We start from the raw sequence: 15,111 nt of genomic DNA on the forward strand, positions 1-15,111 counted from the left end.
CTGGATCTGTAAAGAGGCAGTCTCATTGTCCGCATGGCGTCGCGTCACCACCGTGTTTCATGACTCCATCGGGGCGTTCCGCCAGATCAGGCGTCGAAATCTGCGCGCGGCGTATCGGGTTGGTAGCTGTCTTTTCGTGGTTTTGGCGGTACTGGTTGTTCAGCTTTCGTCAGCACAGGCACAAACTTTTCGCATATTCGACAGCCTGCCGGGAGCGTCGGTCGGCTCTGGAGAAGCGTTCGCTCAAGACGGCGACGGCTTCATGTATGCCGGCGACCGGACAGGCCTGTATGTCAGCTCCGGTGGAGCGTTCACACGAGTTGCGACCCAGCGAGGAGATTCTTTTGGCGCGGTGAACGCGCTCGCGGCAGCGAGCGACGGGACTTTAATGATAGCCGGAGCGTCGGATTTTCTGGTGCGAGACCACGGCAGGCTCGTGTCGGCGGGACTTCCAGTGAGTGCGCTGTCGGGCCCTCTACCGCCGCAGATATTGGCTTTTCGACGCGGCTTTGTGGTTCTGGCTGGTGCGGGCGCCGTGAAAGATGGGGGCCTTTGGTTGGTGCGCCCAAGGGGGTTGGCTCCGGAAGTAGAGAGTCTGTCAAGTACGATTTCATCTGGCTCAACGACTGATGGCGATGTGCTTTCGAAGCGATCTTTGCATGGAATTTTCGCTGACGAGGACACGCTGTGGATTGGATGCGGCGATGAGATTTGTCGTTACCGTGACGGCTCGATCACTGTCTTCGGAGTTATGGCCGGTGTGCCGCCGGACGCCTGGACGGCTTTCGCGCGCGCGCCGGATGGCGGCGTATTCGCTCGGAGCAGAAGTAAATTCCTGCGGTTGAATGCCGAAGGTCACGCGCTGGCTGAGAAAATTCCGCCTCCGCCTAAGTTTTTCAATGACTTGTCGCATCGACTTTTTCTCGTGGGCGCGTCCGATGGATCGATCATCACGCCCGGCGGGAATTCACTGATCGTGAGGGCCCCGGATGGGCGTTGGAGCGAAATGCCATGGCGCAAGGATTTGCAACGGCCTGTGGTTGCGTCAGCGTTTGCGGATCGGGAGGGCGGCCTGTGGTTTGATGGGCTAAATCAGGGAGCGATCCGGGTCGCAGGTTTTCCTTTTTGGGATGTCTATGGCGCCAATGAGGGTTTTTCGGCGGAGCCTGTATCTGTCGTTCGACGCGATAGCGAAGGCGGAATCTGGGTCGCGAGCAGAAGCGGTCTGCTCCGTTACGCGGCGCGCGATGGGCGCGTGGACGAAAGCAAGGCGCCGGTCAGGTTCGACCTGCATGCGACCTCGCTCACACGCACAGGCGATGGCGCTATTTGGGCGACGCTGGAAGAGGCGAGCCTCGCGCGCATCGAACCAGCAACCGGGCGCGTTACAAGGTTCCCAACGGCGGCGAAGCTCACCGGCGCAACCGCGCTCGATTCCGCCGGGCGGTTTTGGATCGGCACGACCGACGGTTTGGTAAGGATCGACGATCCCTCTTCTCCGCCTGAGCATGTGCCGGCCCCCATTGCTTTGCAGAGCAGGAAAGTCAACGCGATAGAATTCGACCAATACGGCAATGTGCTCGCGCTCACGGATACCGCGCTTTTTCAACGTCTGAGCGGTGAACGCCGCTTTGCTCCAAAAGTGGATATCGTGGAACTCGGCATAGGCGCGGCGCGCACCATGACGGTAACGATGTCGAACGAGATATGGGTCGCGGGAGAGCATGGCGATCTGCGTAAGGTCACTTTGTCGGACGATACCGGGCCTGGTGTGGCGGGTTTCTCTCAATCACGCTCGGCTCAGTCGGGAGGAGCGGCTCTTTTTCGGGATAGCCGCGGTTGGATCTGGATCGGAGGCGATGGCCTCGATGTCCTGACGCCTTCCGGTCGGAGACATTTCGATACCGAAAACGGGTTGGTGTCGAACCAGATTTCCGTTCGCGGCGTGAGTGAAGACGACAACGGCGATATCTGGGTGGCGACAGATCAGGGGTTCTCCAGGCTCCGGGTGGCGGGCAATCTCGAACCGTTGCCGTCGTTGCATACGCGCATTGTTTCGGCGGAACTGGGGCAGGTTGATCTGACCAAGGCGGGGCACGGATGGGACGATCATGATCACCGCTTGCGTCTGGCTTTCGTGGCCCCGACATTCGTCGGGCAACGCCATTTGCGCTATCGTTATCGCCTGAACGCTCTCGATGACGCCGTACGGGAAACGGGCAGGCAGGATGTTGAATATCCGGATTTTAGCGGATCACGGATCGTATTTGACGTTCAGGCGCTCGATGAGTCGGGCGGTCGCGTTGCGACGCCCGCAAGCATACTTGCGCGACGTAGTGTAGAAACGTTGTTTTCGTCGAATGTGTTGGTTGGGGCTTGGGGGCTGGGGGCTCTGGCGCTCGTCGGCGTTGGCGCCGTGTGCCGCCGGGCATTTCTCTCTCGACAGAGAAGTCTGGAAAAACTGGTTCGTGACAGGACGCGTGTCATGGAGGAGGTGCAGGAGCAATTGATCCGTCAATCCCGCATCGACTCTCTTACGGGATTGCTCAATCGTCGCACCGTTCTTGAAGAGCTCGATTATTTGGCGAGCGGTTCCAGTTCCGACGGGGTTTTGGCGGTCGTGCTGATCGACCTCGATCACTTTAAATCGATAAATGACTCATACGGGCATCAGGGGGGTGATTGTGTCCTCCGTGAATATGGGGAGAGGTTAAGGCATCAGATACGCCCGGGCGTGTTCGCCGGGCGGTACGGTGGTGAAGAGTTGATTCTTGTTTTCTCGTCGACGGCGGGAGATGCGGGAACTGTGGCGGCGGACGTTGATGCGCTGCATAAGCTCCTGAAGGAACCGGTCATGCTTGAACCAGAGCGCATTATCGTGAGCTGCAGTATTGGGGTCGCCGTGCGAGCGCCGGGCGATACCGTGAATGCTTTGATCGGGCGAGCGGATCGCGCTCTTTACAGAGCGAAGCGAGGGGGGCGGGACCGTATCGTCGTTGCGGAGTAGCGGAACGCGTTGCTGAATTGGGACTTGGCTGTTGCATAGGGATTTTTTTGAATTAGGGATCGCTGATAGCGTTGTGTGCCAGGATAAGTAGGTCTGGCTTCAGGTTTCGAGCGAGAGAGATCGCCGAATCAAACTGTCAGGTGGGTCATTCTTTTCGGTCATCGTGCCGGCCACGAATGAGGAACCCTGATCGTAGGTGATGGACTGCCGAAGTGAGGCCAGGAGGTTGGCTGCCAGAGCCTTGGTGGCGCGGGCGACCCTCCGGAGCAGGCTGGTCCTTAAAGTTTTAGAGACGCCAAATCAGAAAGTCCGTTCGACGGGCGTCGTGCGGATCCTGCCTCACAAGCCGCGGAGCGGCAGGCGAAGAAACGAATGCAAACTAAACATTGATCAAAATGAATGTGGCGGTGACGCTCAGGCGCGCGTGAGCGGGGGCTTGTAAGGCATGTAGCTTCGCCTCAAAGCCTGCTAGCCGTTTTTTGGTGGTGCTTTCGGCGCGACGCGTAACACGCGTATGAAAGTTTGCGATTTGATTTAGCTTGTCGCTATCGAGCATGCATTGGCCTTGCCGCGGGTATGGTCCGCAGCATCAGGATCATTTGGGTCGGCCAGGTAAAAATCAGTGAAGTCGTTAGCGCCCAATGCTTCGAATACACGACCGTCCGGATTATGAAGATGACCCACGCTGTCGACTGCATGGGTTTCGGTTTTTCCGTCGGGGCGTCTGATGGTGATTTCGCCGCATAACGCATAATTATGCTCGGTGCGGCCGGCTGGCGTAGTAATCTTCGCGGATACGTTCGGGTGGTCTGCGTCAATGACGAAGGTGGCGACAAGCGCTCCATCGACGTAGAGGCGCGACTCTTCGGAAATTTCTGCTTCGGCGCGTCCGTCCACGACGTGAAACTCGCCTGCCCAGGCGGCAGATAGTGGGCATGCCAGGCAGAGGGCCGCAGAGGCTAGAAACAGCCGTTTTACCTTTCGTGACGCCATCGGTGTATGATTGCGGGCGGTCAACGAGTGACAGGCGGACGGAAGCGCTATGGTCGTCATGTCCAATATATAAACTCACGGATGCTCTGTTTGAACAGTAAACATGATCAGCCTTTCCCGACGTCCCAGGGGGGAAGACGCCTCGACGAGCAAAACAGCATGAGACGCTCGCAGGTAAATGCTTCGGGAAGCGGCGCTCGATGACTGGGGAGGCGGTGGACGTTACTGCCGGTGGGGACGCTGCCCGTACGGTGGGGGAGTGGATCAACCTTGCAGCGGATATTCTTCGGCAGGCGGACGTGGATGACCCTCGAAGGGAAGCTCGGCTGTTGTTCGAGTTGACTACCGGAATCGCGCCGCTGGAACAGATCGCGCAAGGGCGATCCGTTCTCGCAGACGTCGGCGGTTTCATGAGTCTGGTCCGCAGGCGTGAGAAGAAGGAACCAATGGCGCATCTGTCGGGGCGCAAGGGGTTCTGGACGCTGGATCTCGAAGTTACGCCAGAGACCCTTATTCCGCGTGGCGACAGCGAGACGCTGGTCGAAGCGGTTCTGGATGCACGTCCAGACCGAAGCGCTGTCACGAAAGTTCTTGATCTGGGGTGTGGCACAGGCTGCCTGTTGCTCGCCGTGCTCAGCGAATACCCGGAGGCATTTGGCGTCGGACTGGATCGCGTTCCCGCTGCAGCCGCTTTGGCCCGGCGCAACGCGTCTCGCAACGCTCTGGGTGATCGGGCGACGTTCGTGGCGGGGAGTTGGACGCATGCGCTTCGTGGGCAGTTTGACGTCGTGCTGTCCAATCCGCCGTACATTCCGACGCCTGATCTGAATGCCCTGATGCCTGATGTCCGGCGATACGAACCGTTTAGCGCACTGGACGGCGGCGCGGATGGTCTCGACGACTACCGCTGCATTATCCCGGCGCTTACGGAAGTACTGGCGCCGGATGGTCTGGCAGTGCTGGAGATCGGCGTGGGGCAGGAGGAAAGCGTTCCGGCGATCGCAGTAGGGGAGGGGTTGGTCGTTTTTGATGTTCGACGAGATTTGGCGGGGATGCCACGGGCTGTGATTTTGGGGCGCAACGATAGGTCTGGCTGATGCCTGACTGAACATGCCGCAGCGGCTAAGGGATGAATATTTCGCGCTCAATTCGCCATGCGTATCGTTGGATAACGCCGTCATGCCGCCGTAACTGATGAACGGCTCCGAAATCGTTGAACGGGAAATCGGTTATCGATTCACTCCTGGACGATCTCCTGATAGGGCGTCGTTCTGATTGAATGACCCGGTTGCCGTGAGGCGCCGGGTTTTTGAGTGATGTAATTAATCACGGAAGAGTCACGATTTGAGGAAAAATGTCCGAGCAAATCGGTAGCGTTCCATTTCTGGATCGAACGCAGGCCGGGGTGTTCAATGATCGGGCGCTGCGACCAGCGGTGATCAGCTCTCTCGTGATAGACGCGTATAAGTAGAGCGAAATGAAATACGCCGCTTTTTGAAGATAGTTGTGGGGCAAAAAGCTCATCCAGATTCGCCATGGTCGTCGGAGTTACCTGAAAGCTGGTGGAATACGGATGTTCTGAGGCGTTCGCCTTGAGATGTGATAGATTTCGTGTCGGAAATTGGGTGGCGGTCGGCGAAACGAGAGTAATCGGCGTGGTGGCCGGTATTTTCTATGTTTCTTGGTTCAGAAGGTATTGGTGGGAGGCGGAGGCTCGGCGATGCGGAATCAGGTATTCACGCATATGCGCAGGCCCCGAATTGCTTGGTCATTTTTCTGACTTCATGGCGCAGGATTAATGGGTGGTATGTCCCGCAAGGGAAATGTGAAAACCGCTCACGAAGGACTTGGCTTAGCCTCCTGGTGGCGCTATGATGGAATTTCTGGAACATCGGACGCTCCCAAGTGGGGGGTTTAAAGCGTTGGTCGCAAAATCGCTTTGAGTCCGGTGACGCCCAGCGCAGTTGCTCTATGTGGCGTCATGCCATAGGCAGCTTCAAGCCTTAGCCGGCAATATTGGACATCTGATAGGCGAGGCGGCGTGAGAGAAACAATGCGCTCATCAAAGCGCTGATCTTCGCAAACAGGAAAGCATCGTGGCGACATCATGAATATGAAACGGATGCGTAACCATCGTCACCGGCCCGGGGGGAATGGCGGCGGAAGTGGGGCGCGCACTCACAACGGGCAGGTCCCGTTGAACCGTAACCATGTCTTCGACAGCAATGGCCCGGAAGTGCGTGTGCGCGGTACGGCCCAGCAGCTGTTCGAAAAGTACCTGCAACTGGGACGTGACGCGACCAGCAGTGGCGATCGGGTGACTGCGGAAGCCTATTTCCAGCATGCCGAGCATTATTTCCGCATTCTGAATGCGATGACGCAGGCAGTGCAGCAGGCTCAGCAAGAACGGCAGGAGCGTGTGGCTCGTACCCGCGTTCCATACGGAGCGTCTCAGGATTCAGGTTCTGAAGAAGGCGATGAGCCGGGCGAAGCTCGCCTTGGACAGGTCGCTGACTCAGAAGAACTGGCTCCGTCCTGACGCTGTGAACCGACGGCGTCGCGCCGTCGGTTGTATTTAGAGCCTCACATGGGCGAGGCTCGACGCCAAATCCGAACGACCTGCGCTCACTCGGCCGTAGGGTAGTCGATGTAGCCTTCGGGACCCTGCGAGTACCATGTCTTCATATCGGCCTCGGCCAGCGGGAGCCCGTCCTTGATTCGGCGTGGCAAATCCGGATTGGCGATGAACGGCCGACCGAAGCTGATGGCGTCGGCTAAGCCGCTTTCCAGCGCTTTTTGCGCAGTCTCTGGCGAATAATCGGAATTGAGAATGAGCACGCCGTCGAAGGCCTCGCGTATGCGTGGGGACAGCTTCGGAACGTCCGTGCTGCCAAACGTGCCGTCGGGTCCGGGTTCGCGGAGGCCGAGAGACGCAATGCCCAGGTCCGATAGCATCTTCGCCGCAGGCAGGAAGACGGCAGCTGGATCGCTATCGTCGACGCCCTGACTGTTTCCGTTGGGGGAGAGTCTGACGCTCGTGCGGTCGGCGCCGATGGTGGCGATGACGCGTTCGGTCACTTCCCGCAGCAGGCGGATACGGTTTTCTGGCGCTCCACCGTATGCGTCTTCGCGGTGGTTGACGCCGTTGCGAAGAAATTCGTCGAGCAGATAGCCATTGGCAGCATGAATCTGCACGCCGTCGAAGCCTGCCGCTCGCGCATTGCGCGCTGCGCGCTCATAATCTTCCAGCAATGAGGGAATTTCGTCGATCCGCAGCGCTCTGGCGGGCGGATAAGGCTGCTTGCCTTCATATGTATGCGCCATCCCGGGGGCCGCGCCCGGTGACGATGATACCGGATCCTGTCCGGTAACCGACGGATGGACGAGGAAGCCCATGTGCCAGAGTTGCGCTATGATGCGCCCGCCCTTGTCGTGGACAGCTTTGGTTACCGGTTTCCATGCATCGACCTGTTCGTCGGACCAGAGTCCCGGCGCGAAAGGCCAGCCGAGCCCTTGTCGGCTGATGCCTGTCGCCTCGGAGATGATAAGCCCCGCACTGGCGCGTTGGCCGTAATATTCGGCCATGACGGGCGTCGGCACGTGCGTTCGTGTCGCGCGTGCGCGGGTGAGGGGGGACATCACGATACGATTGGGGGCGTCTATGGCCCCGATGCGAATTGGGTCGAACAGGGTGGTCATGAAGGTCAATCCTTCCAGAGATGGTGGCGTTGAGCCACGACTTACATTGTTCGACTAATTTCGAAATACAACCCCTGCTACTTGGTGTTATATAAGGAACAGGAACGGAGGGGCGCTTGCGTGCGCACTTTGCGCGTCGCTGAATATCTGGCGCAGTCGACGCAGCGACGTTAACGTCGAACGAAACGGAACTGTTCAGGACACTGCAGGAAAATATGGTGCGATACGAACATCCGCCTATTAGCGCAGTGTCTGCGCGCGACGTCTTCCAGGCGCTATCTGACCCGATACGTCTGGAGATCGCACGCCGTCTGGCGCGCCGAGGCGCGCAGAACTGCTCTGAACTTAGCGACGCCAGACCGCGTTCGACGATGTCGCACCATTTCAAGGTTCTGCGGGATGCGGGGGTGGTGCGGACGCTGGTGCAGGGAACGGAGCACATCAATTCCTTGCGCAGCGAGGAACTCGAAAGTCGATTTCCCGGCATCGTTGCGATGATTTTGGACGACGACGACGAGCGGTCAGAGGCTGATGCTGCGGCCTTCGCGCGTTGACAGTTCTGCTGCTGTATCTTATATGCGCCGCCCATTGCCGGGAATGTGGACGGACCGGCCGACCGTAGTGGGTGCATGCTCCCCCAGGTCGGTAATACGGGCCGCGCCCGCTCTGCTCCGTTCCGGGGCAGGGACTACCGGCGCAACCGCGGATGATCCGGCCCGCCTGGATTGTCGAGCGAGAACAGAGAGTAGAGCGCGCAAATGAGCAAGCGCCTTGAGAGCAAGTACAAGATTAATCGCCGCCTTGGCGTAAACCTGTGGGGCCGCGCCAAGTCGCCGGTCAACAAGCGGGATTACGGTCCCGGTCAGCATGGCCAGCGCCGCAAGAGCAAGCCTTCCGACTTCTCAGTCCAGCTGATGGCGAAGCAGAAGCTGAAGGGCTACTACGGCAACATCAGCGAGAAGCAGTTCCGCAAGTACTATGAGGAAGCGGTGCGTCGCAAAGGCGACACGTCCGAGAATCTCATCAACCTGCTGGAGCGTCGTCTCGACGCGGTCGTCTACCGCCTGAAGTTCGCGATGACGCCGTTCGCCGCCCGTCAGTTCATCAACCACGGCCACGTGACGGTGAACGGCAAGAAGGTGAACATTCCTTCGTTCCTCGTCCGTGATGGCGACGTCATTGAGGTCCGCGAGAAGTCCAAGCAGCTTGCTATGGTGCTCGACGCAGCCCAGACCGGCGAGCGTGACGTTCCTGAGTACATGGAAGCCGATCATCGCCAGATGAAGGGCACCTTCGTGCGCGGTCCGAAGTTCGCCGACGTGCCGTACCCGGTGCAGATGGAACCGAACCTGGTGGTCGAGTTCTACTCGCGCTGATCCCAGGGAACGCCCCAGAGATTACCCCGGCCACCTCGGTCGGGTCGAGTATTCGGCGCCGGGCGGAGAGCATGTCTCTCCGGCCGGCGTCGCCGTTTCAGGGGTCTGCGTTCGGCAGACCCGTCGCCGCAGGATGGCCCCGATGACCGACGCCCAGACTTCCATCGACAGCCAGGCTACTGCCGCTTCCTCCGATCCGGCGATCCGGGACGCAATTGCGCGCCGCCGGACTTTCGCGATCATCTCCCATCCTGACGCCGGCAAGACAACGCTCACGGAGCGCATCCTGCGCGCGGGCGGCGCCATTCAGCTCGCCGGAAATGTACGTGCGAAGGGCGAGAGACGTCGCACGCGTTCTGACTGGATGGGCATCGAGCGGGATCGTGGCATCTCGGTCGTCACGTCCGTCATGACGTTCGAATATGGCGGGTGCGTGTTCAACCTGCTGGACACCCCGGGGCACGAAGACTTCTCGGAAGACACATATCGTACGCTGACAGCCGTCGACTCCGCCGTGATGGTCATCGACGCGGCGAAGGGCATCGAGGACCGGACACGAAAGCTGTTCGAGATCTGCCGTATGCGCGACATCCCCATCGTCACGTTCATCAACAAGATGGATCGTGAGGCGCAGGACCCGTTTGCGCTGCTGGACGAGATTTCGTCGTCGCTGGCGCTGGACACGACCCCGGCGACCTGGCCTATCGGCCGCGCGGCCACGTTTGCGGGCACATATGACCTGCGGAAAAAGATCGTGCGTCCTGCCGGACTGAATCTGGAGCAGTCCGACGCGCGCATGGTCCAGCTGGGGGAGGACCTGGAGCTTGTTGAGGCGGCGTTGCCTGAATTCGACAAGGAGTCCTTCGACGCCGGGCATCTGACACCCGTGTTCTTCGGCAGCGCCATGAAGGAGATTGGCGTGACCGATCTTCTGGACGCTCTGGTGGAGTTCGGGCCTCCTCCGCGTGATCAGGCGACCGAGACCCGCGTGGTGAGGGCCGATGAACCGGAGATGACGGCGCTCGTGTTCAAGATTCAGGCGAATATGGACCCCAACCACCGTGATCGGATTGCGTTCGCGCGAATCTGCTCTGGCAGGTTGTCTCGGGGCATGAGGTTGCACCACACGCGGACTGGCAAGAATTTCGCCCTGCATACGCCGCAGTTCTTCTTCGCGCGCGACAGGCAACTGGCGGAGGAAGCGTTTGCCGGCGACGTGGTCGGCATTCCGAATCACGGGACGTTGCGTATCGGCGACACGTTGACGGAGAACGAGGCCCTGCGGTTCACGGGCGTCCCGCACTTTGCGCCGGAAATCCTGCGCCGTGTGCGGCTGGACGATGCAATGAAGGCGAAGAAACTGCGTCAGGCTCTGACCGAGTTGGCGGAAGAGGGGGTGGTGCAGCTGTTCCGCCCAATGGACGGTGCCCAACCGATCGTGGGAGTCGTGGGAACGCTGCAGCTTGACGTGCTTCAGGCGCGCTTGAAGGGCGAGTATGGCGTTTCCATCGGCTTCGATTCCACGCCGTTCTCACTGGCGCGCTGGATTACGGGAGATCGTGCGAAGCTGGAGATTTTCGCCGAGATGAACCGTTCGTCGCTGGCGGAGGATCTCGACGGCGATCCGGTCTATCTCGCGAGTTCGAACTTCATGATGCGGCGGACCGAGGAAATGAATCCCGACCTGAAATTCCACGATATCAAGCAGATAGGGCTTGTCATTAAATAAGGGCGTCATGCTGCAGGCGCAGCCGAGGGACGACCACTACAGTCCGGGCGCAAGCTGCGGACTGTAGCATGTTTTATTTTAATGCGGGGGCGGCGCTGGATGTTGTCTCGGCGCCGAAAAACGAGACCGCGTTCATATTATTGTTGTTCATTATGTTGAACACGATCCCGTATGTCGGATATAGGCGATTCGGATGATGCCCGTCAAGGACGAAACAATGCGCTCTCCGGTAAGTGAGTCTCAGTCGTCTTCCGGACGGGAAAGCGACTCGGTTCCTGCGTTACGCCGCGCGGTGAAAATTCTCGACATGGTTGGGCGGCGGGATATTCCGCCCAGCGCCGCCGATATCGCACGTGAATTGTCTCTGCCGCGCAGTTCGACCCACGGTCTGATCAACACGATGGTGGAACTCGGACTTCTGGAAGCCGCGCAAGGCTCCGCGCATATGGGATACCGGCTTGGCGGAAGGCTGCTGGACTGGGCTGAGCAGGCTGGTGGAAGACACGACCTCGTCGGCGCGTTCCATCAGATCATAGGCGCGTCGCCTGAGCTCGCAGCATACACCGTCAGCCTGAGTATCCTGGAGGGAAGCGAGGTAGTGTACCTCGCCAGCAGGACCAGCGAGCGAGGTCTGGGCGTGCACTACGCTGTCGGAATGCGCTTGCCAGCAGTCTATACGGCCGTGGGAATGGCGCAGCTCTCCGCCATGGAGACCGGGCGGTTTCGCGAATGGCTTGCGCTCTATCCGACCTCGACGTGGCCTGCGCCATTGACCTCTCATGGAGCTCGTAGCCCGACGGAGGTCCTTGAACAGATTCGCGAAGTTCAGGAGCGAGGCTACGCGGTCGATAATGAACAGATCCACCACGGCGTCTGGTGTTTCGCTGCAGCGGTGAGGGCGGCCGACGGTTCTGTCGTAGCAGGGCTGGGTTTAAGCCAGCCGAAGGGCGTCGACGCGGAGCGTGACGCGCCGCTTCTGGCGCGACTTTCGATTTCGACAGCGGCGACGCTTTCCGCCCGGATGGGCTACAGGCAGCGGTGATCTCTTCTTCGGCGCGCTTGTCGCAATGGCTCAGGTCGTGCTGTGATTATCGGTAATGAAGAGAGAGACGACGACGGTTGCGCAGGCCGCCACGCCCCTGAGGCTGCGATTCTTTGGAGCGATCGCCGCAATGGGTCTCGCCACTGCCATTCTCTGGCCGCTCCCGGCTTCAGCGGATGGCTCGTCAGATACGGCGGCGGTCAGCACGGCGGCTCCTACATGGTCTCCGGCTCCCGACGCTCACACCTCATTGAGTTACACGATCTACTCGCATTGGCTGTCCGTCATGGACGTCACGACGGATTTCCTGCTGACCGACCACAAGTTCGAGGTCTCCACATCGGTTCGCGCCGGCGGCCTTCTGGCGGTATTCGTTCATATGAACATTCATGCCTTCGCGCGGGGTGAAGTTGTGGACGGGGTCGTGCGTCCGGCGGCTTATGACAACGCAGGGTGGAGCCGCGATGCGTTAAGGCATGTGGTCATCGACTATCCGGCCGGAGATCCGCACGTCGTTCTGGTCAGCCCGCCTGAGCCGCGCCGGGAGCCGGTTCCGGATGACGCACGACGTGGCGCCGTGGATTTGCTGACCGCCATGATGAAGTCGCTCGCTCAGGTACGTAAGAGCGGAACCTGCGACGGCGTGTTCCAGATATATGACGGTCTGCGGCTGACGCGCATGACTCTCCGGACGGCTGGAATGCAGGTCGCGCCGAAGGTCCGGAAAGAGTGGAGCGCTCCGGCCTTGCGATGCGACTTTGTGGGGCAACAGGTCGCGGGCTTTATCGTCGACAGCCAGAACAAGTCGCTGCGAGAGCCGCATGGCGGTTCAATGTGGATCGAAGACATCAAGGGTTTCGGCCCAACGGTGGTGCGGGTCGAGATGGAGCATCCGAAGGTGGGGCATATGACGGCTCTGCTGAACGATCCGCCGAAATTGGTCAGATGATTATTGGGCGCTGTGTGGGCCCATGACCTGATCGCTGATCCGTCGGCTGTCTTTGACCTGGAATGACTGAGCCCGATATGTGCGCGCTCAAGCCTGACGTGAGTCAGACTATCTGAATAAGCGAGTCTTATCCTTGGCCTGTCACGCAGGGAGCCAGCGGGCCTCGATGTCGGCTGCCGCCGATGGGACATCGTCGATCTTCGTCGCGCAGGACGTGGCCCCGGCCCCGGAATCAATGCCGCAATAGCCCCACTCAGCGAAAATCGATGACGCTCCGGCGCCGACGGCTGCGCGTATGTCATTCGCGTGGTCGCCCACCATCACCGTTCGATGAGAGGTTCCGCCTGCGCGCTCGATGACGCCGAGCAAATGCCCGGGATCGGGTTTACGCGTCGGGAACGAGTCTCCGCCGCCGATGGCGTCGAACAACGGAGCCAATTCGAATGTCTCCAGAATAGTTCGCGCGGCGGCTTCCGGTTTGTTCGTGCATACAGCGAGGTGCCAGCCGTGCTTTCGAAGCAGTTCCAGAACCGCCCGGGTTCCCGGAAATGGCCGGGACAGTTTTGTCGCTCGTGGGCTGTAGAGCGCCATGAAACGCGACGTTGCCTCCGCTCGATCGATGGCGTGATGCGCTCCAGAATTCCGGGATTCGCTCCAGGCGAGCGCGCGCTCGACCAGTGCGGCGACACCGTCTCCGATCATCGTCCGCACCGAGCCTGTGTCGGGTGACGGCATGCCGTAGCTGCTTAGAAGATCCTCGACCGCACCAGCCATGTCGGGAAGGGAGTCGATCAACGTGCCGTCGAGATCGAAAACAACAAGTTGTCTGGCGCCCGTCATGGCCAGTTCTCCATATAGCCGAGGGCAAATCGCCCCCACGTCGAAAAGCAACGTAACGTGAAGTGACTAAGGAAAACAGCCGCTGCGTTTGACACTGTCCGGGCGCTGCCTTACCGCGAAGATTATCATGAGCGCCTCTTCTTCTCCTGCGGCGTCCACCGCCGTACTCCTCGCCGCGGGCCTTGGCACGCGTATGAAATCGGCCATGCCAAAAGCCATGCAGCCCCTCGCGGGCAGGCCGATGCTCGCCCATCTGATCGCCAGCGCGTCGGAGGCCTTCGACCGTATCGTCGTGGTCGTCGGCCCGGGAATGGAGGACGTCGAGCGCCTAGCGGCCCCGCATGCTACGGTTGTGCAACATGACCGTCTGGGGACGGCTCACGCCGCTCTACAGGCCGAGGTGCTGTTCGGCGAAGGCGACGTTGCGGTGCTGTATGCGGACAATCCGCTGATCACACCGGAGACCTTGCGCCGACTGGTCGAGACGCGGCGAAACGGTGGAGCCGACCTCGCGTTGCTCGCCATGAGGCCGAAAGATCCGGCGCGTTATGGTCGCGTCGTCGTCGGGGATGATGGACTGGTTGAACGCATCGTCGAATGGTCAGATGCAAGCCCAGACGAACGTGCGATTGATCTTTGTAACGCGGGCGTGCTGTGCGCCGCCGCTGGGCCGTTTCGCTCATGGCTTCATGCCGTTCGTGACGACAATGCGAAGCGCGAGTTCTATCTGACGGACGTCGTGTCCATCGCCCGCGCCGATGGCGGCGCCGTGCGGGTTGTGGAAGCTCCGGAGGCAGAGCTTCGGGGCGTCAATTCCCGCGTCGAACTGGCCGAGGCCGAGGCTGTGGTGCAGTCGCGCCTGCGTCGTCTGGCGATGGAAGGAGGGGTCACACTGCTTGCCCCCGAGACGGTTTTCTTCTCCTTCGACACGGTGATCGAACCGGACGTGACGGTGCAGCCGAACGTTGTTTTCGGGCCGGGCGTCACGGTGCGCTGCGGTGCGGAAATTCGCGCGTTCAGCCATCTGGAAGGCTGCGAAGTCGGAGGCGGATCTCTGGTCGGACCGTATGCTCGTCTGCGGCCGGGCACGACGCTCGGGCGTGGGGCGCATGTGGGCAACTTCGTCGAGTTGAAGGCGACGACTCTCGGAGATGGGGCGAAAGCCAATCACCTGACCTATCTGGGCGATTCCAGCGTCGGCGCGCGAACGAATGTCGGTGCAGGGACGATCACCTGCAACTACGACGGCGTCTTCAAGCACCGCACCACTATCGGCGCGAACGTGTTCGTCGGTTCCGACTCCATACTCGTGGCGCCGGTGAGCATCGGTGATGATGCGATGATCGCTGCAGGCAGCGTGATTACGCAGGACGTCGAAGGCGGCGCGATGGCGATCGCGCGCTCGGCGCAGACAACGAAGCCGGGTTGGGCAACCCGGTTTCGCAACAAGCTTGCGGCGAAAAAGGGGTAGGGCCG

At 60.2% G+C, this 15,111-nt stretch carries 13 protein-coding genes; 9 read left to right on the forward strand and 4 right to left on the reverse strand.

Annotation, left to right across the window (positions count from 1 at the left end; translation table 11 throughout):
• Positions 1 to 25 precede the first annotated feature (25 nt).
• Positions 26 to 3,007, forward strand: coding sequence for a ligand-binding sensor domain-containing diguanylate cyclase (locus J2D73_RS06625; protein ID WP_207880620.1), 2,982 nt, complete (start codon positions 26 to 28; stop codon positions 3,005 to 3,007).
• Between the two features lie 534 nt (positions 3,008 to 3,541).
• Here the strand turns inward: J2D73_RS06625 and J2D73_RS06630 are convergent.
• Positions 3,542 to 4,000 (reverse strand): hypothetical protein, encoded by a 459-nt coding sequence (locus J2D73_RS06630; protein ID WP_207880921.1) that lies wholly within the window; start codon positions 3,998 to 4,000, stop codon positions 3,542 to 3,544.
• A 200-nt stretch (positions 4,001 to 4,200) separates the two neighbouring features.
• Between J2D73_RS06630 and prmC the strand changes: the two genes are divergently transcribed.
• Positions 4,201 to 5,097: a peptide chain release factor N(5)-glutamine methyltransferase gene (gene prmC, locus J2D73_RS06635; RefSeq protein ID WP_207880623.1), complete on the forward strand. Its 897-nt coding sequence runs from the start codon at positions 4,201 to 4,203 to the stop codon at positions 5,095 to 5,097.
• Positions 5,098 to 5,237: 140 nt separating this feature from the next.
• Here the strand turns inward: prmC and J2D73_RS06640 are convergent, their stop codons facing one another.
• Positions 5,238 to 5,537, reverse strand: a complete 300-nt coding sequence (locus J2D73_RS06640; RefSeq protein ID WP_207880625.1) for a hypothetical protein — start codon at positions 5,535 to 5,537, stop codon at positions 5,238 to 5,240.
• 570 nt (positions 5,538 to 6,107) lie between these two features.
• Here J2D73_RS06640 and J2D73_RS06645 point away from each other — a divergent pair.
• The gene (locus tag J2D73_RS06645) at positions 6,108 to 6,539 is read left to right on the forward strand and encodes a DUF4167 domain-containing protein (RefSeq protein WP_207880628.1); all 432 of its coding nucleotides are present in this window, start codon (positions 6,108 to 6,110) and stop codon (positions 6,537 to 6,539) included.
• An 86-nt stretch (positions 6,540 to 6,625) separates the two neighbouring features.
• On the opposite strand, the gene J2D73_RS06650 is transcribed toward J2D73_RS06645, so the two are convergent.
• Positions 6,626 to 7,699 (reverse strand): alkene reductase, encoded by a 1,074-nt coding sequence (locus tag J2D73_RS06650; protein ID WP_207880631.1) that lies wholly within the window; start codon positions 7,697 to 7,699, stop codon positions 6,626 to 6,628.
• Positions 7,700 to 7,914: 215 nt separating this feature from the next.
• On the opposite strand from J2D73_RS06650, the gene J2D73_RS06655 reads away from it, so the two are divergent.
• From J2D73_RS06655 to J2D73_RS06675, 5 genes are all read left to right on the forward strand, one after another.
• Positions 7,915 to 8,253 (forward strand): ArsR/SmtB family transcription factor, encoded by a 339-nt coding sequence (locus J2D73_RS06655; RefSeq protein WP_207880634.1) that lies wholly within the window; start codon positions 7,915 to 7,917, stop codon positions 8,251 to 8,253.
• Positions 8,254 to 8,457: 204 nt separating this feature from the next.
• A complete protein-coding gene (rpsD, locus tag J2D73_RS06660; protein WP_026396449.1) occupies positions 8,458 to 9,075 on the forward strand; it encodes a 30S ribosomal protein S4 in 618 nt (205 codons plus the stop codon).
• Positions 9,076 to 9,217: 142 nt separating this feature from the next.
• Positions 9,218 to 10,804: a peptide chain release factor 3 gene (gene prfC, locus J2D73_RS06665; RefSeq protein ID WP_207880637.1), complete on the forward strand. Its 1,587-nt coding sequence runs from the start codon at positions 9,218 to 9,220 to the stop codon at positions 10,802 to 10,804.
• A gap of 193 nt (positions 10,805 to 10,997) precedes the next feature.
• Positions 10,998 to 11,846 (forward strand): IclR family transcriptional regulator, encoded by an 849-nt coding sequence (locus tag J2D73_RS06670; RefSeq protein ID WP_243429726.1) that lies wholly within the window; start codon positions 10,998 to 11,000, stop codon positions 11,844 to 11,846.
• Between the two features lie 55 nt (positions 11,847 to 11,901).
• Positions 11,902 to 12,795 carry a DUF3108 domain-containing protein gene (locus J2D73_RS06675; RefSeq protein WP_207880640.1) on the forward strand — a complete coding sequence of 298 codons (894 nt, stop codon included), beginning with the start codon at positions 11,902 to 11,904 and terminating at the stop codon, positions 12,793 to 12,795.
• A gap of 141 nt (positions 12,796 to 12,936) precedes the next feature.
• Here J2D73_RS06675 and gph read toward each other — a convergent pair whose 3' ends face one another.
• Positions 12,937 to 13,635, reverse strand: coding sequence for a phosphoglycolate phosphatase (gene gph / locus J2D73_RS06680; protein ID WP_207880644.1), 699 nt, complete (start codon positions 13,633 to 13,635; stop codon positions 12,937 to 12,939).
• Between the two features lie 127 nt (positions 13,636 to 13,762).
• Between gph and glmU the strand changes: the two genes are divergently transcribed.
• Complete coding sequence (gene glmU, locus J2D73_RS06685) at positions 13,763 to 15,106, forward strand: bifunctional UDP-N-acetylglucosamine diphosphorylase/glucosamine-1-phosphate N-acetyltransferase GlmU (protein ID WP_207880647.1); 1,344 nt, start codon at positions 13,763 to 13,765, stop codon at positions 15,104 to 15,106.
• Positions 15,107 to 15,111: the final 5 nt, after the last annotated feature.

This window comes from Acetobacter sacchari (genome assembly GCF_017377715.1).
Taxonomy (GTDB): domain Bacteria; phylum Pseudomonadota; class Alphaproteobacteria; order Acetobacterales; family Acetobacteraceae; genus Acetobacter; species Acetobacter sacchari.